This is a genomic window from Janthinobacterium sp. FW305-129, from assembly GCF_020858115.1.
In the GTDB taxonomy this organism is placed as follows: domain Bacteria; phylum Pseudomonadota; class Gammaproteobacteria; order Burkholderiales; family Burkholderiaceae_D; genus Janthinobacterium.
In genome coordinates this window covers 421,390-443,703 of record NZ_JACYMM010000002.1, presented here as the reverse complement: position 1 = coordinate 443,703, position 22,314 = coordinate 421,390, and the positions used below count along the sequence as shown (strand labels likewise).

Genomic DNA, 22,314 nt, shown 5'->3' with positions numbered 1-22,314 from the left:
GTCTGGCTGTTTCGTCGCCACGGGAAAAGCAGCTGCTCCGGAGATCGTTTCATTGCTGGTTACTTAGTGAAGGTTAATTAAGGCCAGCACCATGGATGGCAGGACTTTCACTGCATCCGCTTTAGTCCCGCTTTGCGCGCATCGGCCAAGGCGTCGGAAAAACAGCCTCAACTAGTAACCCAGCACGGCGTCATCATCGATGTATGCCATCTGTTACGTTGAAATGAACGTTTTTGATTTCTTTCTCTGCATACGAATTGCAACACACATCCGCACAGAATTGCTATGAATACAATTGAGGCTAAAAAAGTCCTCGAAACCGCGTTGCTGTGCGCTCGTGAATCGCTGACGATCCACAGCCTGAAAAAGCTGTTCGTCGATGCGGACGAGAACGGCCGCGTGCGCGGTGTCGGCGTCGGTGCCGACACGATCAAGCAATTGCTGGAAGAGTTGCGTGACGAGTGGGAAGGGCGCGGCATCGAGATCGTCAGTCTGGCTTCGGGCTGGCGCTTTCAAAGCCGCCCGGAAATGAAGATGTATCTCGATCGCCTGACGCCCGAGCGGCCGCCCAAGTATTCGCGGGCGACCCTGGAAACCCTGGCCATCATCGCCTACCGCCAGCCGGTGACGCGGGGCGATATCGAGGAGATTCGCGGCGTTGCCGTCAATTCGCAGACGATCAAGATGCTGGAAGACCGCGGCTGGGTCGATGCCATCGGCTACCGCGACGTGGTGGGACGGCCGGCCTTGCTGGCCACCACCAAGCAATTTTTGGATGACCTGGGTTTGCATTCGCTGTCCCAGCTGCCGCCTTTGCAGCAAATCAGCGAGATGCAGGGCAATGGGCTCGAAGCCCTGGAAGCGGCCCTGCAAGAAAATTTTGACAAGGCAAGCAATGAGCTTGCCCCCCAGCTTGGTGCAGGTAGCAATACGGCTGTGACAGATGTAGATGTGACAGCAAGCCTTGATGCCGGCCCCGATGCTTCGCCCACGGACGAAGCCTACACTCACGACCCTGCGCCAGAACTAACGGTTGACGCTGCGCCAGGTCAGCACAGCCAAGAAACGAAGAATGAATAATCCGAACACACCCGAGACAGTAACCGCCAGCGACGAAGCCATCGTTGCCAAGCCCAAGCGCCGCACCAAAGCCCAGATCGAGGCCGACGCGGTTGCTGCAACCGCTGCTGGCGACACCGCCGCGGCCAAGCCGAAGCGCCGCACGAAAGCCGACGTGGCCGCCGACGCGCCCGTCGTCGCCGCTGCTGAAACTGAAGCTGCGCCAGTGGTCAAGAAAACCCGCGCCAAGCCGGCCCTGAAGGCCGTGGCCGAAGCCGCGGAAGCCGCAGCCGAGGCGGTTGCCGCCCCGGCGCCGCGTCCGCCGCGCGCCCGCGCCGCCGCCAAGGCCGCTGCCGCCGTCGCTGAAACGGCGCCGGAAGCCGTCGCCGACAAGCCGGCCGAAGCACGTCCGACCCGCGGTCCGCGCCAGATGCGCGGCGTGCAGGCCGAACGCGCGCTGCGCCAGCCGCCGCGCGCCGAAGCGCCGCAGGCAGCGCAAGCCGCTGCGCCTGCCGCAGAACAAGCTGCCGCGCCGGTCGCCGACGTGTTCGACGCCGAAGGCAACCTCGTTTCCGGCCCGCGCCTGCCGCGCGGTCCGCGCAACGACGTGCCGGGCGCCGGCAAGAATGCCGGCAAGAGCCGCAAGAAGGGCAAGGGCCGCCAGGCTGCGCCCGGCAAGGTCAGCGACGCCGATGCTGTCTTCTCGTTCGTTACTTCCGACGCGTTCGACAGCGAAGAAGGCGGCACGGGCCGCGTGCAGAAAGCGGCCGTGCGCCGCGACCTGACGTCCGACGACGACGCGCCGAAGCTGCACAAGGTGCTGGCCGAAGCCGGTCTCGGTTCGCGCCGCGACATGGAAGACCTGATTATTTCGGGCCGCGTGTCCGTGAATGGCGAGCCGGCCCACATTGGCCAGCGCATCCTGCCGAGCGACCACGTGCGCATCAACGGTAAATTGATCCAGCGCCGCGTCAGCAAGAAACCGCCGCGCGTGTTGGTGTATCACAAGCCGGCCGGTGAAATCGTCAGCCATAATGACCCGGACGGCCGTCCATCCGTGTTCGACCGCTTGCCGACCATGAAGGCCGGCAAGTGGCTGGCCGTGGGCCGCCTCGACTTCAATACGGAAGGCTTGCTGCTGTTTACCACCTCCGGTGACCTGGCCAACCGCCTGATGCACCCGCGCTACGGCATCGACCGCGAGTACGCCGTGCGTACCCTGGGAGAGCTGGAAGAGGGCATGCGCCAGAAGCTGCTGGCCGGCGTCGAGCTGGAAGACGGCCTGGCGCAGTTCTCGAAGATTGCCGATGGCGGCGGCGAAGGCATCAACAAGTGGTATCGCGTGGTGATCGGCGAAGGCCGTAACCGCGAAGTGCGCCGCATGTTCGAAGCCATCGGCCTGACCGTCTCGCGCCTGATCCGTACCCGCTACGGCGCCATGACCCTGCCGAGCGGCCTGAAACGGGGCCGCTGGGAAGAGATGGATGAAAACACCGTGCGCGACCTGCTGGCCGCCTATGGCATCGAAAAGAAAATGCCGCCTTCGGGCGACCCCCGTGCCGCTGGCGCCGCCAAGGGCCGCGAAGCGCGCAAGGTCGAACGCAAGGACCGCGATGACGAGCCGAATGGCAACCGTATCGATGTGAGTAACCGCAACGCCGATCCATTCCCCGTGGCGCCGCGCCGTGGCCAGCCGCAAGGCCAGTTTGCCCGTCCGCAAGGCCAGGGTCGCCCAGGCGGCGCCGGCCGTCCAGGCGACGCGCGTGGTCCGGGCCGTGGCCAGCCGCAAGGTCCGTTCCAGGGTGGCCAGCCGCGCTCGTCGGCGTCGTTCGACGGCGCGCAAGGCCAGGGCCGTCCGCCGCGTGCGGCAGGCCAGGGCCAGGGACGTCCCGGTGGCGAAGGCCGCGCGCCGCAGCGCGGTCCGCGTCAGCCCGATCCGCTGCAGACGGCCTTCGGCTTCGCCAACACGGGTCCGCGCCGCAATGCTGGCGGAGGTGCCGGTGGGCAAGCGCGTTCCGGCGGTCAGCCGCGTGGCGGCATGGATCGTGGCGGCATGGACGGCATGCCGCGCCGCCGCAGCAAAGGTTAATCGGGAAGAGTTTCTTCTTGCGCGCCCGCCGATCTGCGGCGGGTGCGCGCTCTTGTAACTGTTGTAAGCCGGGCCGTTCCTCGTGTGCGGCATTGCGGCGAAGTTAATAAGAGGTTATAATCTGCAGCCTAATAAAAGTTCTCCGCAGGGTTGTTTGGTGGGGAGTGCTTTCATCTGGTTGGGGAAATACAAGAAGATGGGCAGATGCCCATTTTTTTTTTGTTGAACCGTTTGTAATGGCGCCAACAAGGGGCCATATATGACTTGAATGCGTGTTTTTGCATGTTTTCGGCGCCCAATGCGGCGCTGTCATGCCGAAAACGGGCCTTATTTCTGGAGAATTTCTTGCAGCAGTTGGGATTGATTGAAAAGACAGTTACAGGTCTGGGCTATGAGCTCGTTGATGTCGAACGTGCCGAGCGCGGACTGCTGCGCGTCTTTATTGATTTCAGCGCCGCCGATGCCGCTGAAAAAGGTCCGATCACGGTCGAAGACTGTGCCACGGTGAGTCACCAGTTATCGCATGTGTTGACGGTAGAGAACGTTCCTTACGAGCGTCTCGAGATTTCTTCCCCGGGTCTCGATCGTCCGGTGCGCAAGCTGGAAGACTTCGTCCGTTTCGCAGGCCAGGAAATCATCGTCAAGCTGATGGTGGCGATGCCGGGTACGAACAACCGGAAATCGTTCCAGGGGATATTGCAAGAACCCGTGGGCGATAAATTGTCGTTGGAATTTGAAGGTAAGGATGGTCCGGCGATGTTGGAGTTTACGCTCGCGGATGTGGATAAGGCACGCTTGGTGCCGCAGGTGGTTTTTAAGGGACGCAAAGCATGAGCCGCGAAGTTTTATTATTGGTTGACGCGCTGGCGCGCGAAAAAAACGTCGATAAAGATGTCGTCTTCGGCGCCCTCGAATTCGCGTTGGCGCAAGCCACGAAGAAACGGTATGAGGGTGAAGTAGACATCCGCGTTTCGATCGACCGCGAAACGGGCGAATTCGAATCGTTCCGCCGCTGGCACGTCGTGCCCGATGAAGCGGGCCTGCAATTGCCGGATCAGGAGATCCTGCATTTCGAGGCAAAAGAACAGATTCCCGATATCGAAGTCGATGACCATATCGAAGAACCGATCGAATCCGTTGAATTCGGCCGCCGTTTCGCCCAGGATACCAAACAGGTGGTCCTGCAGCGCGTGCGTGATGCCGAACGCGAACAGATCCTGGTCGACTTCCTGGAACGCGGCGATTCGCTCGTCACCGGCACCATCAAGCGCATGGAACGCGGCGACGCTATCGTCGAATCGGGCAAGATCGAAGCACGTCTGCCACGCGACCAGATGATCCCGAAAGAGAATCTGCGTATCGGCGACCGTGTGCGTGCATATATCTTGCGCATCGACCGCAATATGCGCGGCCCGCAAGTGATCCTGTCGCGCACCGCGCCAGAATTCATTATGAAGCTGTTCGAGCTGGAAGTGCCGGAAATTGAACAAGGCATGCTGGAAATCAAATCCGCAGCCCGCGATGCCGGCGTCCGCGCCAAGATCGCCGTCTACACGGCCGACAAGCGCATCGACCCGATCGGTACTTGCGTCGGCATGCGCGGTTCGCGCGTGCAGGCCGTGACCGGCGAGCTCGGTGGCGAACGCGTCGACATCGTGCTGTGGTCGGAAGATCCGGCGCAGTTCGTCATCGGCGCCCTGGCGCCGGCGAACGTGTCGTCGATCATGGTTGACGAAGAGAAACACGCGATGGATGTCGTCGTCGATGAAGAAAACCTGGCAATCGCGATCGGCCGTTCCGGCCAGAACGTGCGCCTGGCCTCGGACCTGACCGGCTGGAAGATCAACATCATGACGGCCGAAGAATCGGCTGACAAAGCTGCCCAGGAAACGGCTGCCGTGCGCATCCTGTTCATGGAAAAGCTCGATGTCGACCAGGAAGTGGCCGATATTCTGGTGGAAGAAGGTTTCGCCAGTCTGGAAGAAATCGCTTACGTGCCAATTTCCGAAATGCTGGAAATCGAATCGTTTGACGAAGATACCGTCAATGAACTCCGTACCCGTGCGCGTGATGCGCTCGTGACCGAAGCGATTGCTTCGGAAGAGGGTCTGGAAGGCATGGACGAGGCGTTGGTGGGTCTGGAAGGCATGGACCGCATTACCGCCGGCAAGCTGGGTCTGGCTGGTATCAAGACCGTTGAAGCATTTGCAGCACTGGCATACGACGAATTTGGCGCAATCCTGGCCTTGTCTGCGGACCGTGCGCGTGAACTGATTACAAGTGAATTTAAAGATGTGACCGACGATGAGATGAAGTTGGTTGACTCGAAGTACGACGATCGTGCCAAGGCGTTGCAAGCCAAGGCATGGAGTCTGGCCGAATCCGCAAAGGCTTAATTTGAGTATCTTTATCATCTCCGCGACACATAGAAAAGAGGACTGAATGGCGAGTAACAACGTAGCCCAATTTGCCACCGAACTGAAGATGCCTGCAGATTTGCTGCTGACGCAGCTGCGTTCTGCCGGCGTCGAGAAAAGTTCGACGTCAGATCCATTGTCGAAAGATGATAAGGACAAGCTTTTGGATCATCTGCGCCGCACACACGGCGCAGCGGCTGACACAGAAAAGAAAAAAATCACCGTGACCCGCAAGGAAACGACTGAGATCAAGCAAGCTGACGCCACCGGCAAGTCGCGCACCATCCAGGTGGAAGTGCGCAAGAAACGCACATTCGTCCAGCGTGACGAAGCTGCGCCGGTCGCGGCAGAACCGGCTGCGCCTGCCGCACCGGTGATCGATCCCGCCGACGTGGCGCGCCGTGAAGAAGAAGCCCGTAAACAGGCTGAACTGATCGCCCGCCAGGAAGCCGATCTGCGCGAAAAGCAGGAACGTCTGGCCAAGCTGGACGCGGAAAAAGAAGCCCAGGCGAAAGCCACGCAACAGGCTGAACTTGCTGCTAAGAAAGAAGCTGAAGCGGAAGCGAAGAAAGCGGCCGCCAAGGCTGCCGCCGCGCCTGTCGCCAGCGCCGCTGCGCCTGTCGTTGACGACGCCGCCGCCGAAGCGAAAAAAGCTGCTGCCGCTGAAGAAGCGAAGAAGAAAGCCGCTGCCGCTGCTGTTGCCGCCAAGGAAGCCGCTGACAAAGCGGAAGCCACCGAGCGTGCACGCAAGGCCGTTGCCGACGAAGTCGCCCAGATCAAGGCCATGATGAACGCGCCACGCCGCGCCATCAAGGCACCGGAACCCGTACCGGTTCCAGTGAAACCGAAGGCGCCGGAAGGCACCCTGCACAAGCCTGCTGACAAGAAACCTGGCGACAAGCCGGGCGACAAGAAGCCTGCTGTTGCAGACAAGAAATCCATCAAGTCGGCGAATGTGTCGTCCACCTGGTCCGATGACGCGAAAAAACGCGGCACCACCGGTGGTCCCAAGCCACGCGGCAACAGCGGCCCAGGCGGCCGTGACAGCTGGCGCGGTGGCGCGAAGGGCCGTCGCCCGACGCACCATGACGACCGTGAATCGAACTTCCAGGCACCGACAGAAGCCGTCGTCAAGGACGTGCACGTACCGGAAACGATCACCGTGGCCGAACTGGCGCACAAAATGTCCGTCAAGGCATCCGAAGTCATCAAGCATTTGATGAAATTGGGCCAGATGTGCACGATCAACCAGGTGCTGGACCAGGAAACCGCCATGATTCTGGTGGAAGAAATGGGCCACAAGGCGTTCGCCGCCGAACTGGACGATCCGGAAGCGCTGCTGGCCGATGTGGGCGAACACGCGCACTTCGAAACCAAGCCGCGCGCACCGGTGGTCACCGTCATGGGTCACGTCGACCACGGCAAGACCTCGCTGCTCGATTACATCCGTCGCGCCAAGGTTGCCTCCGGCGAAGCGGGCGGCATTACGCAGCATATCGGCGCTTACCACGTCGATACGCCACGCGGCATGATCACCTTCCTCGACACCCCGGGCCACGAAGCGTTTACCGCCATGCGTGCCCGTGGCGCCAAGGCAACCGACATCGTGATTCTGGTGGTTGCCGCCGACGATGGCGTGATGCCGCAAACGAAAGAAGCGATTGCCCATGCGAAAGCAGCCGGCGTACCGCTGGTGGTGGCGATCAACAAGGTCGACAAACCGGGCGGTAACGTGGACCGCGTGACGCAGGAACTGGTTGCCGAACAAGTCGTGCCGGAAGAATACGGTGGCGAATCGCCATTCGTGCCGGTATCGGCCAAAACGGGCCAGGGTATCGATGACCTGCTGGAACAAGTGCTGTTGCAAGCCGAAGTGCTGGAACTGACGGCACCGGTCGATGCGCCAGCGCGCGGCCTGGTAGTCGAGGCGCGTCTGGACAAGGGCCGTGGTCCTGTCGCGACGATCCTGGTGCAGTCGGGTACCTTGCGCCGCGGCGACGTGATCCTGGCCGGCTCTTCGTATGGCCGTGTTCGCGCCATGCTGGACGAGAACGGCAAGCCGATCGCCGAAGCGGGTCCTTCGATTCCGGTCGAAATCCAGGGGCTGACGGAAGTGCCGGTCGCCGGTGAAGAAGTCGTCGTCATGGCTGACGAGCGCAAGGCGCGTGAAATCGGTCTGTTCCGTCAAGGTAAGTTCCGCGACGTGAAACTGGCGAAACAGCAAGCTGCGAAACTGGAAAACATGTTCGACCAGATGGCCGAAGGCGAAGTGAAAAACTTGCCGTTGATCATCAAAACCGACGTGCAAGGTTCGCAAGAAGCGCTGGTTGGCTCGCTGCAGAAACTGTCGACCTCCGAAGTGCGCGTACAAGTTGTGCACGCAGCCGTCGGCGGCATCACGGAATCGGACGTCAACCTGGCAGTCGCCTCGAAAGCGGTCATCATCGGCTTCAACGCCCGTGCTGATGCCCAGGCACGCAAGCTGGCCGAGTCGAATGGCGTGGACATTCGCTACTACAACATCATTTACGATGCGATCGACGAGATCAAATCGGCGTTGTCGGGCATGTTGGCACCAGAGAAACGCGAAACCGTCATCGGCCAGGTCGAGATCCGCCAGGTTATCCTGGTCTCGAAAGTGGGCGCGATTGCCGGTTGCCTGGTCACCGATGGCGTGGTCAAGCGTGCTTCTTCCGTCCGCCTGTTGCGCAACAACATCGTGGTGTGGAGCGGCGAGATCGACTCCCTGAAACGCTTCAAGGACGATGCGAAAGAAGTTCGCGCCGGTCTGGAGTGCGGCCTGTCGCTGAAGAACTACAACGACATTCAGGTTGGCGACACCCTGGAAGTGTTCGAAGTCCAGGAAATCGCTCGTACCCTGTAATCACAGCAGTAATGGCGCGGACATATCGTTGTCCGCGCAAACACGTGGGGCGCATTGGTCAACGGGCAACCGTTTGACCCATGCGCCCTGCGGCACTTAGGACAGCATAAAATCATGGCTAAACATAGCAAAACCATGCCGGCGCGCGGCTTGCGCGTGGCGGACCAGATCCAGCGCGATCTGGCTGAAATCATCGCCTACGAATTGAAAGACCCGCGCGTGGGCACGATGATCACCATCACCGAAGTACAGATCACGCCCGATTACGCGCACGCCAAGGTGTTTTTCACGATGTTGAAAGACAGCAAGGAAGCCATCAAGAACACCACCGAGGGCCTGATGGCCGCAGCCGGCTTCATCCGTGGCCTGCTGGGCAAGCGCCTGCACATCCACACCCTGCCGATGCTGCATTTCGTGCACGACAGCTCGACTTCGCGCGGCATGGAAATGTCCTTGCTGATCGACAAGGCCAACGCCACGCGCGCGGCCGATGCCGAGCCGGATGTCAAACCAGAAGCGGACGAGCAATAACAGTGGCCGGACCGAAGAAACCGCCCGGCATCAAGCGGGTGCGCGACCTGGTCGACGGCGTCTTGCTGCTCGATAAGCCCGTGGGCTGGTCCAGCAACGACGCCCTGATCAAGGCCAAGCGTGTCTTGAACGCGAAAAAGGCGGGCCATACGGGCACGCTGGATCCGTTCGCCACGGGCTTGCTGCCATTGTGCTTTGGCGAGGCGACGAAGTTCTCGCAGGACTTGCTGGAAGCCGACAAGACCTACGAAACCCTGGTGCACCTGGGGCAGACGACGGATACGGGCGACACGGAAGGCGAAGTGCTGGAAACGCGTGAAGTCAACGTCACCGAAGAGCAGATCGAAGCCGTGCTGGCGCAGTTCCGCGGGCCGATCCTGCAGACGCCGCCCATGTACTCGGCCTTGAAAAGGGACGGCAAGCCCCTATATGAGTATGCAAGGGCAGGCATCACGCTGGAGCGCGAAGCGCGTCCGGTGACCATCCACAAGCTCGAGTTCCTCGGCTATGAAGCCCCGTTCCTGAAATTGTCCGTGATGTGCAGCAAGGGTACGTATATCCGCGTGCTGGGCGAAGACATCGGCCACGCGCTCGGTTGCGGCGGCCATCTGAACGCCTTGCGCCGCACGCAGGTCGGCAACCTGACTTTGGACGGCGTCGTCACGCTCGATGAGCTGACGGCGCATGCCGCGCCGCTGAGTCTGCTGGCGCCCGTCGATGCATTATTGTCGAGTTTCCCCGCCGTCCAGCTGACGGAAGAATTGGCCAAGCGTTTCCTGCACGGCCAGCGCATCGCGCTGGGCAAGGAAGACGTCGCCGTGCCAGCCGAACCGGGCAGGGTGCGCGTGTATCACGACGCCAAATTGCTGGGCACGGGCCAGTTGCAGGAGTACAGCATCCTGGCGCCCGAACGGCTCATTGCCACGGCGCATCAATAAGTCACAGCAACGTCATATTACCCAGCGACACTCTTCAAACAGTGTCGCTTTTTTAAACAAACCGTCCCCGACTGCGGGAGCCGCCAGCATTTTTAGATAGCGTTGCAACGCAACATGCTATACTACGCGGTTCCGGAAATAGATTAGCATTCGGGTATCTCGTACATCTTGTACGCACTCCGCAGTTTTTCAGTAACTACTACGACCATGTCAAATACAAAACGCGCAATTCGTAATATCGCCATTATCGCCCACGTTGACCACGGCAAAACCACGCTGGTGGATCAGCTGCTGCGCCAGTCCGGCACCTTCCGTGAAAACCAAGCGGTCGACACCCGAGTCATGGACTCGAACGACCTGGAAAAGGAGCGCGGCATTACGATTCTGTCGAAGAACTGCGCCGTTGAGTACGAAGGCACCCACATCAACATCGTCGACACCCCAGGCCACGCCGACTTCGGCGGCGAAGTGGAACGTGTTCTGTCGATGGTGGACTCGGTTCTGCTGCTGATCGATGCACAGGAAGGCCCGATGCCGCAAACCCGTTTCGTCACGCGCAAGGCGCTGGCACTGGGTCTGAAGCCTATCGTTATCGTCAACAAGATCGACCGTCCAGGCGCACGTCCGGACTGGGCCATCAACCAGACGTTCGAATTGTTCGACAAGCTGGGCGCTACCGACGAGCAACTGGATTTCCCTATCGTTTACGCTTCGGGCCTGAACGGCTATGCCGGCCTGACCGAAGACGTGCGCGGCGGCGACATGAAGCCGATGTTCGACGCCATCCTGGAACACGTTCCAGTGCGTGACGACAATCCGGAAGGCCCGCTGCAAATGCAGATCACCTCGCTGGACTACTCGTCGTACGTCGGCAAGATCGGCATTGGCCGCGTCAACCGCGGTACCGTTAAAGTTGGTCAAGACGTGCTGGTCATCAATGGCCCAGGCGCCACGCCAATCAAAGGCCGCATCAACCAAGTGCTGAACTTCAAGGGCCTGGAGCGCGTGCTGGTGGACGAAGCCGTCGCCGGCGACATCTGCCTGATCAACGGTATCGATGAAATCGGCATCGGTTCGACCCTGTGCGCAGTGGACACGCCTGAAGCGCTGCCGATGCTGACCGTCGACGAGCCAACCCTGACCATGAACTTCATGGTCAACAACTCGCCACTGGCTGGCCGCGAAGGCAAGTTCGTTACCTCGCGCCAACTGCGTGACCGTCTGGAAAAAGAATTGAAAGCCAACGTTGCTCTGCGCGTAGCGCCGACCGACGACGACACGATCTTCGAAGTATCGGGCCGCGGCGAGCTGCACCTGACGATTCTGATCGAAAACATGCGTCGCGAAGGCTTCGAGCTGGCCGTATCGCGTCCACGCGTGGTCTTCAAAATGGTCGATGGCGTGCGCCACGAGCCGTTTGAAAACCTGTCGGTCGACGTGGAAGAAGCCAACCAGGGCGGCGTCATGGAAGAACTGGGCCGTCGTCGCGGCGACCTGCAAAACATGGAATCGGATGGCAAGGGCCGCGTGCGTCTCGAGTACCTGATCCCGGCACGTGGCCTGATCGGCTTCCAGGGCGAATTCATGACCCTGACCCGCGGCACCGGCTTGATGAGCCACGTATTCCACGAATACGCGCCAGTCGACAACACCCGTGGCGAAATGGCTGGCCGTCGCAACGGCGTGCTGATCTCGCAAGACGACGGCGCCGCTGTTGCCTACGCGATTTGGAAACTGCAAGACCGCGGCCGCATGTTCGTGTCGCACAATGACCCGGTCTACGAAGGCATGGTCATCGGCATCCACTCGCGCGACAATGACCTGGTCGTCAACCCGATCAAGGGCAAGCAGCTGACCAACGTGCGTTCGTCGGGTACCGACGAAGCAGTGCGCCTGGTGCCGCCTATCCAGATGTCGCTGGAATACGCAGTCGAATTCATCGAGGACGACGAACTGGTGGAAATCACCCCGAAATCGATCCGTCTGCGCAAGCGCTTCCTGAAAGAGCACGAGCGTAAAAAAGCGTCGCGCGACGCGTAATACCCGCGTGAGCATGGATTGACGTCCATGCCGTTTTCGGCCCGCTGCGCCGCATGACTTTAACCGGTGATGCGCGCAGCGGGTTTGTTGTTTGTAGAAGCTGTTGTGTATTGACCTGTTTTTATTGATCCTATGACTACGTCCCCCCTGCCTTCCCGCCGCCTGTCCGTTGCCCCCATGATGGACTGGACCGACCGCCATTGCCGCAAGTTCCACCGCGAAATCACGCGTCATACCTGGCTCTACACCGAGATGGTGACGACGGGCGCGCTCGTGTACGGCGACGTGGAGCGCCATCTGCGCTTCAACGAGGAAGAGCATCCCGTCGCCCTGCAGCTGGGCGGCAGCGATCCGACAGACCTGGCCACCAGCGCGAAGCTGGGCCAGCAGTGGGGCTATGACGAAGTCAACCTGAACTGCGGCTGCCCGTCCGAGCGCGTGCAAAAAGGCGCGTTTGGCGCCTGCCTGATGGCCGAGCCGCAGCTGGTGGCCGACTGCGTGAAAGCCATGCGCGACGTGGTCGACATCGACGTCACGGTGAAACACCGCATCGGCATCGATGACAGCGAATCGTACGACTTCGTGCGCGATTTCGTCGGCACCGTGGCCGATGCCGGCTGCAAGACATTTATTGTGCATGCGCGTAACGCCATCCTGAAAGGCTTGAGTCCGAAGGAAAACCGCGAAGTGCCGCCCCTCAAGTATGACTATGCCTACCGTTTGAAGCGTGATTTTCCGCAATTCGAGTTCATTATCAACGGCGGCATCAAGACACTCGATGAGATCGACCTGCATTTGCAGCACCTGGACGGCGTGATGCTGGGCCGCGAGGCCTACCACAACCCGTATGTGATGGCGCAGTTCGACCAGCGCTATTACGGCGACGACGCGCCCGTGAAAACGCGCGAGCAGGTGCTCGAGGCGATGATTCCGTATATCAGCGCGCAGCTGGAGAAGGAAGCGGGGAGATTAAAACTGAACAGCGTGACGCGCCACATGCTGGGCCTGATGCAAAACCTGCCCGGCGCGCGCGGCTTCCGCCAGACCTTGTCCGACTCGAAGAAGCTGGCGTCGGGCGACCCCCGTTTGCTGCTGGAAGCGGCTGCGCGCCTGTCGCTGCCCGCGTAATGAGCGGCGACTGCCACGCCCATGCACAGCAGTTGCATGGTTACCTGCAAGCCGTCAGCGCGCTGAAGGATGACGGCAGCCTGTTTCTTTGCGAGTATCTGGGACCCGTCGCGCCGCAGGCATCGCTCGATGCGCTGTGCCGCGTGCTGCGGATTGCGCCGGAGGGCTTGTCCTTGCAGCCGCTCGAGAGCGTGGCATGCAGCGGCATCGCCTGCACGCCGCGCCAGTGGCTGCTGGAGCGTATTCGTCCCATGAGCGAGGCGGACCGCCAGCCGCTCGATGCGCGTGTATATGACGGTTTCGAGCGCGAACTGGCCGAATTGCTGCGCGGCGAGCCCCACTGGTATCAACTGGTATTGTCTGGCCAGCGCAGCCTGGCCGGCCAATTGGGCGCCATCTGGAGCGTCTTTGTCTTCGGCACAGAGTGCCACGCCTATGTGATGCATTGCAGCTGGGACAGCTGATCCAACTTGTCTATACCGCTGCACCTGCGCAGTGGTATTGTCCGTACTTCCCCCTCCTCTGAGCACCCCTCCCAAAACAATGCAATATGGCTATGCCATGTGTTGTAAATGCGCTGTTTCGGCGCACGCCCGCACTGTCGTGGGGCGTTTCTATGGGGCAAGAATCGGCGTTGTTGCCATTTCCCCGAAGAAAGTTAATCTGCCATTTATTCAGGTACTTATTGCTTGCTTTGAGGCAAAATTTACACCTATAATTGATTATAGACAAATATTTCTCATATGAATGTTTGATGTTGATCTCGCATCATCAGTGTCAAAAATTCAGGGTGTGGAACAAGTTTGCATTCGCAGTCACTGGCGTTTTCAGGGCTGTTGTAGATCAGGAAGTACCCCAGGCTGCGTGCGGCCGGATACCGCCAGCATACCAATGGGTAAGGGCGGATGCCGGTGTTGCGCAGCCTTCGTCTTGTCGTGCCGGGCAAAAATCCTTATCAATAGTTTCATTTACGAAGAGCCGAAATGAATTTAGCAAAAATGAAGGTTGGTACCCGCCTGGGCCTGGGTTTCGCCCTGGTACTGGTTCTGCTGGTGGCCGTGACCGTCCTCGGCATCGCGCGGATGGCGCAAATCCAGGAACGTCTCGATCACGTGATCAATGTCAACAACGTCGTCACCCGCCTGGTGATCGATATGCGTGGCAACGTCAGCGACCGCATCACCTCGCTGCGCATCCTCACCCTGATGACGGACGCGGGCGATATGGAGCCGGAAATGGCACGTATCAAGACGCAGACCAGCACCTATCAGGAAACGCAGAAGAAGCTCGAAGAGAAATTCGCCATCGAGTCGACCTCTGAAGAAAAAGCCTTGCTGGCCTCGATCAAGGAATACGAGGCGGCCGCCATGCCAGCCATCGCCAAGGCGTCGGCACTGTGGATGGCCAACGATGCGGAAGGCGCCACGCGCGTGATGATCAAGGAAATCCGCCCGGTACAGAAAAAATGGATGGAAGCGCTGGAGCAACTGGCCGTGCTGGAAGACAAGCTCAATGAGCAGATGCAATCGGATGCCCGCAAGGCCTTCGACAGCGCGCGCCTGTTCATGATCATCCTCGGCGTGCTGGCCGTGGCGATGGGCGTGGCGGCGGCGCTGGTGATTACCCGCGGCCTGCTGAAACAGCTGGGCGGCGAGCCTGACTACACGGCATCGATCGCCGGCAGCATCGCCAATGGCGACCTGTCGATCGGCATCCACACCCAGCCATCGGATAATTCCAGCCTGCTGGCGGAAATGAAGGAAATGCGCAACAGCCTGGTGGGCATCGTCGGCCAGGTGCGCGTCGGTACGGAAACCATCGGCACGGCCTCGCGCGAAATTGCCGACGGCAATATCGACCTGTCGTCGCGTACGGAAATGCAGGCCAGCGCGCTGGAAAAAACGGCGTCGGCCATGGAAGAGCTGACCTCGACCGTGAAACAGAATGCGGACAATGCGCGCGAAGCCAATAAACTGGCCGCCACCGCGTCGGACGTGGCCCTGAAAGGCGGCTCCGTGGTCTCGCAAGTGGTTGACACCATGAGCTCGATCAATGAATCGGCGAAGAAAATTGTCGACATCATCGGCGTGATCGACGGCATCGCCTTCCAGACGAATATTCTGGCGCTGAACGCGGCCGTGGAAGCGGCACGTGCCGGCGAACAAGGCCGCGGCTTTGCCGTGGTGGCGTCGGAAGTGCGCAACCTGGCCCAGCGCTCCGCTGGCGCCGCGAAAGAAATCAAGATCCTCATCGACGATTCGGCCGAGAAGACGGAACGCGGCACGCGTTTGGTGGGCCAGGCCGGCGTGACGATGGGCGAAGTGGTCGACAGCGTGCGCCGCGTCACCGACATCATGAGCGAGATCGCCAGTGCCAGCCAGGAACAAAGCGCCGGCATCGAGCAGGTCAACCTGTCGATCATCGAAATGGATGGCATGACGCAGCAAAATGCGGCCCTGGTGGAGCAGGCAGCCGCCGCGGCGCAAAGCTTGCAGGACCAGGCGGCCGAACTGGCCCACGTGGTCAGCATCTTCAAGCTGGTCGAAGGCGAAGAGAAGCCGGCGGCGTACGTGCCGGCCCCCGTGGCCGCCGCCGCGGCGCCAGTGGCCGCGCGCAAGCCGGCGCCGGCATTGCGCCCGGTCAAGTCGCTGACCCGCAAGGTAGAAGCGGCCGCACCCGTGGCCGCCCCGGCGCCGCGCAAGGCGGCAGCGGCGAGCAGCAATGACGAGTGGGAAGAGTTTTAAGCGCGGCCAACAGCGCACAGGAAATCGTAATTACCGTATCTGATAATCATGGGGAAGCACATGTTTGAGAATAAGCGTTTGATGAGTGTTGCAGCAGCCTTGCTGGTATCCGTTTCTTCCGCCGCCTTCGCGGCCGAGGTACCGGCGTCGTTCGATGCCAAGAACTGCAAGGCCGACTATCCGAAAGCCTCGCTGATGAACGAAGAGCAGGGCACCGTCTCGATGTCCTTCCTGGTCAACGCCGACGGTAGCGTTGCCGATTCGAAAATCGAGAAGAGCAGCGGCTTCAAGAACCTGGACAAGGCCGCCATCAAGGCTCTGTCCGCGTGCAAGTTCAAGCCGGGCACCAAGGATGGCGCTGCTGCGCAAACCTGGACCAAGGTCGATTACGCCTGGAAGCTGGACTGATCCACATATTGCCGGGAGATAACTCCCGGCATGCGTTCTCCGCTACGGGCGGCGCCTGCGAGGGCGCCGCCCGTATTGTTATGTGCGCCAGCCAACGGCGCCGGCGCCGACGATTCTGTTACCCTCGAAACATACCTTCGGGATCTCCCACCACAAGAGGCCTACCATGCAGCGCATCCTGACACTTTCTTCCCTGGCGGCCACCGGCTTGCTGCTTTCCGCCTGCGCATCGCTGGGCACGCCTGTCGGCTTGCAGGCGGGACAAACCGTCGCCGTCGTCAACAGCTTGAGCTGGGACAATCCCCTGACGGGCAAGCGCGACGGCGTGCGCACCAGCTGGCCCATCAAGGATGGCAAGATTGCCCCTGAATATTTCCCGCTGGCGCAATTGAAGCAGTGCGAGGCCGGCGGCACGCCTTGCGCCTGGGGCGTGATGCGGGCGCAGCGCAGCGCACCCACGCTGAGCTTTGTAGACGGCGGCGTGGACGTGGCGCTGAGCGTATCGATCGACGTGGCGCGGCGCCAGGACGCGCGCCAGGGCGAGACGCAGACGGCGATGGCGATACCGCAGGATGTGCCGGCCCTGGCGGGCAAGCAGCGCGTGCAGCCCAGCTGGAAATTGAAGTATGGCAAGGTCGAGCAGGTCGAGCTCGATTACGGCGTGCGCTACCAGGTGTGCGTGCAGCGCTACGATGCGGCCGGCAAGGCCATCGACACCTGTGCGATTCCATTTATCTGAGGAAACATGCCGCGTGCGCCGCTTGTGGCGCGATTGCGACATTTCATGTTGCGGCGTGCGTCGGGGTGTAACAATAGGTAAAAGCACAGCAAAGCACGGCGTAATTTCTTATAGTACTTCATTAGAGATCGGTATTGGTACAAGAGGAGAATTGCGATGAAAACCCTGTTGGCAGTAATCTCGCTGGCCGCCCTCGGTGGCTGCGCCGTGGCGCCGCCCGGGCCCGCGTATTACGGTTCGCGCGCGCCACAGGCGGCCTACAATCCCTATGAATGGCATACGGTCTCGTCCGAACCGGTGCAGTCGGGCCGCGTGATGAGCGCGCCGCGCGTCGAATACACGAATGAACCGGTGTATGTGCAGCAACAGCCCGTCTACGTGCAGCAGCCCGTATATGTGCCGGCACCCGTCTACGCGCCGCAACCGTATTATTACAATCCGCCCGTGTCGATCGGGCTCGATTTCGTGTTTGGCTTTGGGCGCTACGGTGGACACCGCGGCGGCTGGGGCGGGCATGGCCGTTACCACGGCCGGCGCTAGCCGGCGCGCGTTGTCCGGTGACGGGCTGCGGCGGCGCCTGATGACATCAGTGGAAATACACGGAACTCTGGTGCAGCACGTCCGCCGAGCACAGGATGTACATCGCCGCCGCTGCCAGACCTATTTGCAAGGCGCCAAAGCTGATCGGGATGAGGCGGGACATGTCGTACTCCTGAGTGTGTGAGGTGTGGTCAGGCTTTCATCATAGGATGAATTGATGCCTTTGGGCATCGGATGAATGTCCGCCGCCATGTAGGACAACACCTCGTCGCTGCCTGGCTGTCCTGCCGCTTAGCGGTTTTTCCAGCGCAGCACCGGCTCTTCCGGCGCCGTGTCCGGCACGTTCGAGATCGCCAGCCAGTGCGTCAGGCGTTCCGGATGCTTGAGATTGATGCCCATGCCATCGATGATGCCGATTTGTTCCAGCATGCGCGCATCGATCTTCGCCTTCGACACCGTGGGCGCGCCCATGACCATGCGGTCATACGCCTTGCGCGCCTTGTGTTCCCACTTGTGCAGATTGCTTTCGTCGAAGCGGTTCGCTTCGAAATACACGGTCAGGGTGCCATCGAGGTTGCCGAAGCCGACGATGCCCGCGCCCTTGCGGATGGTGGTGGTGTTGTCGATGTCAAATTCCGCCGTGGGCACGAAGATGCCGGCGCGGCCATCGATGTCGGGACGTCCCACGGGCGTTTCCTTGCCGTAGGAACTGGTTTCGGTAATGGTTTTTTCTGCGGACATGGTGCGTGTGTGGCGGCCGTGCCGGGAGCACAATCGGGCCCGGCAGCGCCAGTCATCCTGTTCAAAAAATGCGTGCTGATGATCAGGGCGGGGTAGGGGCCCTGGCGGAGCGATGCTTGGCATTGCTTGATACCCCCTATTGTAGCGCCAATTTAATTCTTCTTGGCAACATTTCCTGAAAATTATGCTCCCGTTTTCCCATGAAAAAAGCCGCCCGGCCATGGTGGCGGGGCGGCTGATTCGCGACGCTCTGTCAGGCTCAGGCAGCGTTCTTGCGGCGCGCCATGAAACCCAGCAAACCCAGGCCCAGCAGCATCATGGCGTAGCTTTCCGGTTCCGGCACGGCGGTCGTCACCGAGACGTTATCCAGGTAGGAACCATAGGTCGGCGCGGAGACGGGGCCGACCGATTCGAAGCGCAGCAGGCTCGACGAGCCGAGCGCCGTCACGTTCTGGCTGTAGGTTTGCCACACGCCGGTGGTGGTGCCGACCAGGGCCGTTGGCGTGAGCAGGGTCGAACCCCAGTAGACATTCATCAGGCTGTTCGCGCCACCCGCTGTATCGGGGCGGCCCGAATAGGCAAACGACAGCGCATACGTGCCGCCGGCCGTGGTGGCGATGGCTTGCGACACGGAGGTCAGGCGCGCGGCGTTGAGTTCCAGGTATTGCGTGCCGGCGGCGGCGACGGGATTGAAGCCGCTCTGGCCGCCTTGCGTGGCGCCCTTCTGGATTTCAAACGCCGTATTGCCGCTGACGGACGAAGTCCAGCCTGTGACGGCGCTCAGTTGCGCGAACGGCGTGTTGATGGCATTGCTTTCGAAGCTGCCGTTGACGACCAGTTCGGTCGCGGCGTTGGCGGCGCCGGCAGTGATCAGGGAAGTGAGTGCGGCGATCTTGATGAGGGTGGCAGGCATGTTCATGTATGGTCTGTTATCTTATTTAATGATTAATTTAATTTCTTAAATGATATTAAAGAATATCACTAAAACTCACCGGAAGTAGATGTTTCTCGCTAAAAAATTTGTAATTATGAAATTATCTGTGTTTAAATTGAAAATAATTTCCATGGTGAACTAATATTGTCAGCTTCGAGGGTGAGGCGGCCATGTTTAGGCTTGCATTAAGCATCTTTGTGACAGGACAGGCGAAAAAAACCTGCATCGACGTGACGGCGATGCAGGTTTTGATAGGTGCGCCTAGAACGCCAGGCGTCCCTGCAGGTAGACCATGCGCGGCGCGCCCACCAGCTTGCCCAGGTTGCCGTCCGAGGTGCGCGTGAAGTAGCGCTTGTCGGCGAGGTTGTTGACGCCGGCGACCAGCTCCAGACCCTTCTGGCCCGGCACTGTCCATTTCACTTGCGTGTTCCAGGTACGGAAGCCTGGAATGACGCCCAGGCTGCCGGCCGGATTTTCCGCCACGGTATTCGCCTCGTCGGCGAACTGGCGGCTCTGGTGGCTGCTCGACAAATCGAAACCCCAGGCGCCCAGCTGGTAGTGGGCGCCGACGGTATCCGTGGTGCGCGAATAGAAGGGCACGTCGTTGCCCGCGTTCGCGCCATCCTGCAAGGTCGCCTTGGTATAGGTGTAGGTGGCGTAGGCGTTCAAGCCGGCCAGCGGGCCGGACTTGTCGAAGCGGTAGTCGACGGCCGATTCCAGGCCCCGGTGGTGCGTGGCGCCCACGTTGTAGAAGACGACGTTTTCGCCGCTGCCGACGGACTGGATCTGGTTGTCGAACTTGATGTTGAACAAGGTCGCTTCGGCCGACAGCTGGCCGCTCTTCCAGCGCGCGCCCAGCTCGGCTGTTTTCGCCAGTTCCGGCTGCAGCGGGTTCTTGCTCGACTGCGCATTGAGCTGCGTATTTTGCACGGCGCCAAACGAGCTGTTGTAGTTGCCGAACAGGGTCACGTTGTTGTTGAGCAAGTAGGCCACGTTCAGCGAGGGCAGGGCCTTGTTGTTGAGCAACTCGATCTTCTGGTCGACCGGCAAGTGATTGAAGCGTTCCGTCTTGATGTGTTCGTAGCGCACGCCCGGCGTGATGCGCCACGCGTCGATGGCGATCTTGTCGTCGATGTACACGGCCTGCGCATCGGTGGCATTGTCGGCGAAGCGCGTCGGCGCCTGCCGCACGCCGCTGGCAATGACCACGTTATAGATGGCCTCGTCGGCCCGCTCGGCCAGATAGCGGTAGCCGACGGTGACGTCCTGAGACACCTTGCCGGTAATAAAGCGCTGCGTGTAGCGCGGCTCGATGGCCGTCGTTTCATAGTTGCGCGGCTGGTGGCCCAGGCCCGTGCGGCCGGCGTTGATCAAGGTGCTTTCGCGCGAGCTCTTGTTGTAATAGGCGCGCACCTCGAATTCCTGCGTGCCGGACAGGGCGTTCAGGTAGCCGATGTCGACAGCCTTGCGCTCGCCGCTCCAGTAATCGGTGGGGCGCGTGTTCTGGAACGGGTCCTGCTTGTATTGCGCCGCGGTCAAACCGCCCGGCGTGCGCGACGTCACGTCATAGTAGGACAGCTTGCCGTACACCTCGGCCGTGGGGCTCAGGTCGTAGCGGAACTTCAGGGCGAAGTCGTTGACCTTCTCGTCGCTGCCGACGCGCCAGTCGCTGCCGCGGATGCCCGAGTACAGCACCGCCAGGCCCAGGCCGCTGTCGAGCTGGGTGCCGGCAAACACGCTGGCCTGCGTGTTGTTGCCCACTTCACTGTACGAGTTGTAGCGCACGGTGGCGTCGCCCGTGACGCCTGGCGTGGTGGGCACGCGGCGCGTCTTGAAATTGATGATGCCGCCCACGTTTTGCGGGCCGAAGCGCACGGCGCCGCCGCCGCGCACCACGTCGACCGTCTCGACATTGGCCAGGCTGACGGGCGCGAACGACAGCTGCGGCTGGCCATACGGCGCCACCGACATCGGGATGCCGTCAAGTAACACCGTGCTGCGCGGCGAATAGCGCCCGGCCAGGCCCCGCACGCCGATATTCAGGGAGATGGCGCTGCCGGCGCTGCCCGAGTTGTCGCTGATCTGCACGCCGGGAATGCGGCGCATCACGTCGCTGAGGCTGGCCGCGCCCGAATTCTCGATATCGTCCCTTTGCACCACCGTGCGGGCGCCCGCGAAATTCTTCGTGCTGGCGGCCATGCTGGTGCCCAGCAGATTGCTGCTGACCTGGATCGATTCCAGGATGGGGCCGGCGTTATCGGCTGTGCTGGCGCTATTGGCGTCCTGTGCCTGTGCGGCAAGCGGGGCGCCCAGGCAGGCGAGGGCGATGGCCAGCGCGCATGGGCGCAGGGAAAACGGCAGTGGGGAAAGAGTGGCGGCCATGCATGGATCTCCGTAATGACAATGTTTGCGCGTTCGCTCAGGCGGCGCGACAACATCGTGGCGTAGGCATCCGGCGCAAGGGGATGATAATGATAATGATTCTCATTTTATCCGTCAATTGCGCAAACTGCGTAGGGCTGGCTTTCTCCGCGCGCGGGTGGGGAAGTGTTGCTGGCGCGGTACAGCAGGGTGTCTGGATTGTTGCTTGGCGCCATTGCTCGGGTGCGGCGGCATTGCGCGCGCTTCTTGTATACTCCCGTTTTTGCAGCCGTCAGACGTGAACGTACAATGAGCCAGACAACTGAAACGACACCAGGCAGTTCCTCCGTGGAACGCCGCCAGGGCGACCAGCCGGCAAGTGCTGCGCGCAAACTCAATCTGCTGGTGGTCGACGACAACCAGGAAGTGGGTGAATCGCTGGCCATGCTGCTCGAAGCGCTGGGCCACCACGCGGTGGTGGTGCGCAACTGGCAGATGGCCGTCGAGCAAGTCAAGCTGTGCGTGCCCGACGCCGTCTACCTCGACATCGAAATGCCCGGCATCAGCGGCATCGAAATCGGCCGCCGCCTGCACCACAATCCCGAGACGGCCAACGCCGTGCTGATCGCCGTCACGGGCCACAGCCTGCCCATGTACATGGACGACGCGCTGGCCGTGGGCTTCCGCCATTTCCTCGTGAAACCCGTGCGACTGGAAGACCTGGCGACGACGGTGCAGTCGGTGCTGGCGGGGTAGCATTT

Annotated in this window: 18 protein-coding genes; 15 read left to right on the top strand and 3 right to left on the bottom strand. The window is 61.0% G+C overall.

The window, feature by feature from the left end; translation table 11 throughout:
* The first annotated feature begins 285 nt into the window (after window positions 1–285).
* The 14 genes from scpB (at window position 286) to IGS61_RS05615 (ending at window position 17,517) form a co-directional block, all read left to right on the top strand.
* Window positions 286–1,080, top strand: coding sequence for an SMC-Scp complex subunit ScpB (scpB, locus tag IGS61_RS05680; RefSeq protein ID WP_230538713.1), 795 nt, complete (start codon window positions 286–288; stop codon window positions 1,078–1,080).
* Window positions 1,073–3,148, top strand: coding sequence for a 23S rRNA pseudouridine(2605) synthase RluB (rluB, locus tag IGS61_RS05675; protein WP_230538712.1), 2,076 nt, complete (start codon window positions 1,073–1,075; stop codon window positions 3,146–3,148). Before scpB ends, rluB begins: the two co-directional genes overlap by 8 nt.
* 345 nt (window positions 3,149–3,493) lie before the next feature.
* Complete coding sequence (rimP, locus tag IGS61_RS05670) at window positions 3,494–3,982, top strand: ribosome maturation factor RimP (protein WP_035828693.1); 489 nt, start codon at window positions 3,494–3,496, stop codon at window positions 3,980–3,982.
* Window positions 3,979–5,544, top strand: coding sequence for a transcription termination factor NusA (gene nusA / locus IGS61_RS05665; protein WP_086144982.1), 1,566 nt, complete (start codon window positions 3,979–3,981; stop codon window positions 5,542–5,544). The genes rimP and nusA overlap by 4 nt, the downstream gene beginning before the upstream one ends.
* Before the next feature lie 46 nt (window positions 5,545–5,590).
* A complete protein-coding gene (gene infB / locus IGS61_RS05660; protein ID WP_230538711.1) occupies window positions 5,591–8,449 on the top strand; it encodes a translation initiation factor IF-2 in 2,859 nt (952 codons plus the stop codon).
* Between the two features lie 114 nt (window positions 8,450–8,563).
* Window positions 8,564–8,980, top strand: a complete 417-nt coding sequence (rbfA, locus tag IGS61_RS05655; protein WP_076569135.1) for a 30S ribosome-binding factor RbfA — start codon at window positions 8,564–8,566, stop codon at window positions 8,978–8,980.
* Window positions 8,981–8,982: 2 nt separating this feature from the next.
* Window positions 8,983–9,918 carry a tRNA pseudouridine(55) synthase TruB gene (gene truB, locus IGS61_RS05650; RefSeq protein WP_230538710.1) on the top strand — a complete coding sequence of 312 codons (936 nt, stop codon included), beginning with the start codon at window positions 8,983–8,985 and terminating at the stop codon, window positions 9,916–9,918.
* Window positions 9,919–10,125: 207 nt separating this feature from the next.
* Entirely contained in the window at window positions 10,126–11,958 is a 1,833-nt protein-coding gene (gene typA, locus IGS61_RS05645; RefSeq protein ID WP_230538709.1) for a translational GTPase TypA, read from the top strand.
* A 132-nt stretch (window positions 11,959–12,090) separates the two neighbouring features.
* Window positions 12,091–13,086, top strand: coding sequence for a tRNA dihydrouridine(20/20a) synthase DusA (dusA, locus tag IGS61_RS05640; protein WP_230538708.1), 996 nt, complete (start codon window positions 12,091–12,093; stop codon window positions 13,084–13,086).
* A complete protein-coding gene (locus IGS61_RS05635; RefSeq protein WP_230538707.1) occupies window positions 13,086–13,550 on the top strand; it encodes a hypothetical protein in 465 nt (154 codons plus the stop codon). Before dusA ends, IGS61_RS05635 begins: the two co-directional genes overlap by 1 nt.
* Before the next feature lie 519 nt (window positions 13,551–14,069).
* The gene (locus tag IGS61_RS05630) at window positions 14,070–15,830 is read left to right on the top strand and encodes a methyl-accepting chemotaxis protein (RefSeq protein WP_230538706.1); all 1,761 of its coding nucleotides are present in this window, start codon (window positions 14,070–14,072) and stop codon (window positions 15,828–15,830) included.
* A 60-nt stretch (window positions 15,831–15,890) separates the two neighbouring features.
* Entirely contained in the window at window positions 15,891–16,238 is a 348-nt protein-coding gene (locus tag IGS61_RS05625; protein WP_230538705.1) for an energy transducer TonB, read from the top strand.
* 166 nt (window positions 16,239–16,404) lie between these two features.
* Entirely contained in the window at window positions 16,405–16,977 is a 573-nt protein-coding gene (locus tag IGS61_RS05620; RefSeq protein WP_230538704.1) for a hypothetical protein, read from the top strand.
* 156 nt (window positions 16,978–17,133) lie between these two features.
* Complete coding sequence (locus tag IGS61_RS05615; RefSeq protein WP_230538703.1) at window positions 17,134–17,517, top strand: hypothetical protein; 384 nt, start codon at window positions 17,134–17,136, stop codon at window positions 17,515–17,517.
* Between the two features lie 291 nt (window positions 17,518–17,808).
* Here the strand turns inward: IGS61_RS05615 and IGS61_RS05610 are convergent, their stop codons facing one another.
* From IGS61_RS05610 to IGS61_RS05600, 3 genes are all read right to left on the bottom strand, one after another.
* Window positions 17,809–18,258: a hypothetical protein gene (locus IGS61_RS05610; protein WP_230538702.1), complete on the bottom strand. Its 450-nt coding sequence runs from the start codon at window positions 18,256–18,258 to the stop codon at window positions 17,809–17,811.
* A 259-nt stretch (window positions 18,259–18,517) separates the two neighbouring features.
* Window positions 18,518–19,177 carry an FxDxF family PEP-CTERM protein gene (locus tag IGS61_RS05605; protein ID WP_230538701.1) on the bottom strand — a complete coding sequence of 220 codons (660 nt, stop codon included), beginning with the start codon at window positions 19,175–19,177 and terminating at the stop codon, window positions 18,518–18,520.
* Between the two features lie 276 nt (window positions 19,178–19,453).
* Window positions 19,454–21,574 (bottom strand): TonB-dependent receptor family protein, encoded by a 2,121-nt coding sequence (locus IGS61_RS05600; protein ID WP_230538700.1) that lies wholly within the window; start codon window positions 21,572–21,574, stop codon window positions 19,454–19,456.
* A 288-nt stretch (window positions 21,575–21,862) separates the two neighbouring features.
* Between IGS61_RS05600 and IGS61_RS05595 the strand changes: the two genes are divergently transcribed.
* Window positions 21,863–22,309: a response regulator gene (locus IGS61_RS05595; protein WP_230538699.1), complete on the top strand. Its 447-nt coding sequence runs from the start codon at window positions 21,863–21,865 to the stop codon at window positions 22,307–22,309.
* The last annotated feature ends 5 nt before the right edge of the window (window positions 22,310–22,314 follow it).

What these genes read in the sequence shown, in the direction of transcription:
- nusA (WP_086144982.1), top strand. Translation starts at nt 3,979, where the DNA reads ATGAGCCGCGAAGTTTTATTATTGGTTGACGCGCTGGCGCGCGAAAAA.
- IGS61_RS05635 (WP_230538707.1), top strand. Translation starts at nt 13,086, where the DNA reads ATGAGCGGCGACTGCCACGCCCATGCACAGCAGTTGCATGGTTACCTG.
- IGS61_RS05595 (WP_230538699.1), top strand. Translation starts at nt 21,863, where the DNA reads ATGAGCCAGACAACTGAAACGACACCAGGCAGTTCCTCCGTGGAACGC.
- IGS61_RS05620 (WP_230538704.1), top strand. Translation starts at nt 16,405, where the DNA reads ATGCAGCGCATCCTGACACTTTCTTCCCTGGCGGCCACCGGCTTGCTG.
- infB (WP_230538711.1), top strand. Translation starts at nt 5,591, where the DNA reads ATGGCGAGTAACAACGTAGCCCAATTTGCCACCGAACTGAAGATGCCT.
- IGS61_RS05625 (WP_230538705.1), top strand. Translation starts at nt 15,891, where the DNA reads ATGTTTGAGAATAAGCGTTTGATGAGTGTTGCAGCAGCCTTGCTGGTA.
- dusA (WP_230538708.1), top strand. Translation starts at nt 12,091, where the DNA reads ATGACTACGTCCCCCCTGCCTTCCCGCCGCCTGTCCGTTGCCCCCATG.
- rbfA (WP_076569135.1), top strand. Translation starts at nt 8,564, where the DNA reads ATGGCTAAACATAGCAAAACCATGCCGGCGCGCGGCTTGCGCGTGGCG.
- IGS61_RS05610 (WP_230538702.1), bottom strand. Translation starts at nt 18,258, where the DNA reads ATGTCCGCAGAAAAAACCATTACCGAAACCAGTTCCTACGGCAAGGAA.
- typA (WP_230538709.1), top strand. Translation starts at nt 10,126, where the DNA reads ATGTCAAATACAAAACGCGCAATTCGTAATATCGCCATTATCGCCCAC.
- IGS61_RS05600 (WP_230538700.1), bottom strand. Translation starts at nt 21,574, where the DNA reads ATGGCCGCCACTCTTTCCCCACTGCCGTTTTCCCTGCGCCCATGCGCG.
- scpB (WP_230538713.1), top strand. Translation starts at nt 286, where the DNA reads ATGAATACAATTGAGGCTAAAAAAGTCCTCGAAACCGCGTTGCTGTGC.
- IGS61_RS05605 (WP_230538701.1), bottom strand. Translation starts at nt 19,177, where the DNA reads ATGAACATGCCTGCCACCCTCATCAAGATCGCCGCACTCACTTCCCTG.
- IGS61_RS05630 (WP_230538706.1), top strand. Translation starts at nt 14,070, where the DNA reads ATGAATTTAGCAAAAATGAAGGTTGGTACCCGCCTGGGCCTGGGTTTC.
- rluB (WP_230538712.1), top strand. Translation starts at nt 1,073, where the DNA reads ATGAATAATCCGAACACACCCGAGACAGTAACCGCCAGCGACGAAGCC.
- IGS61_RS05615 (WP_230538703.1), top strand. Translation starts at nt 17,134, where the DNA reads ATGAAAACCCTGTTGGCAGTAATCTCGCTGGCCGCCCTCGGTGGCTGC.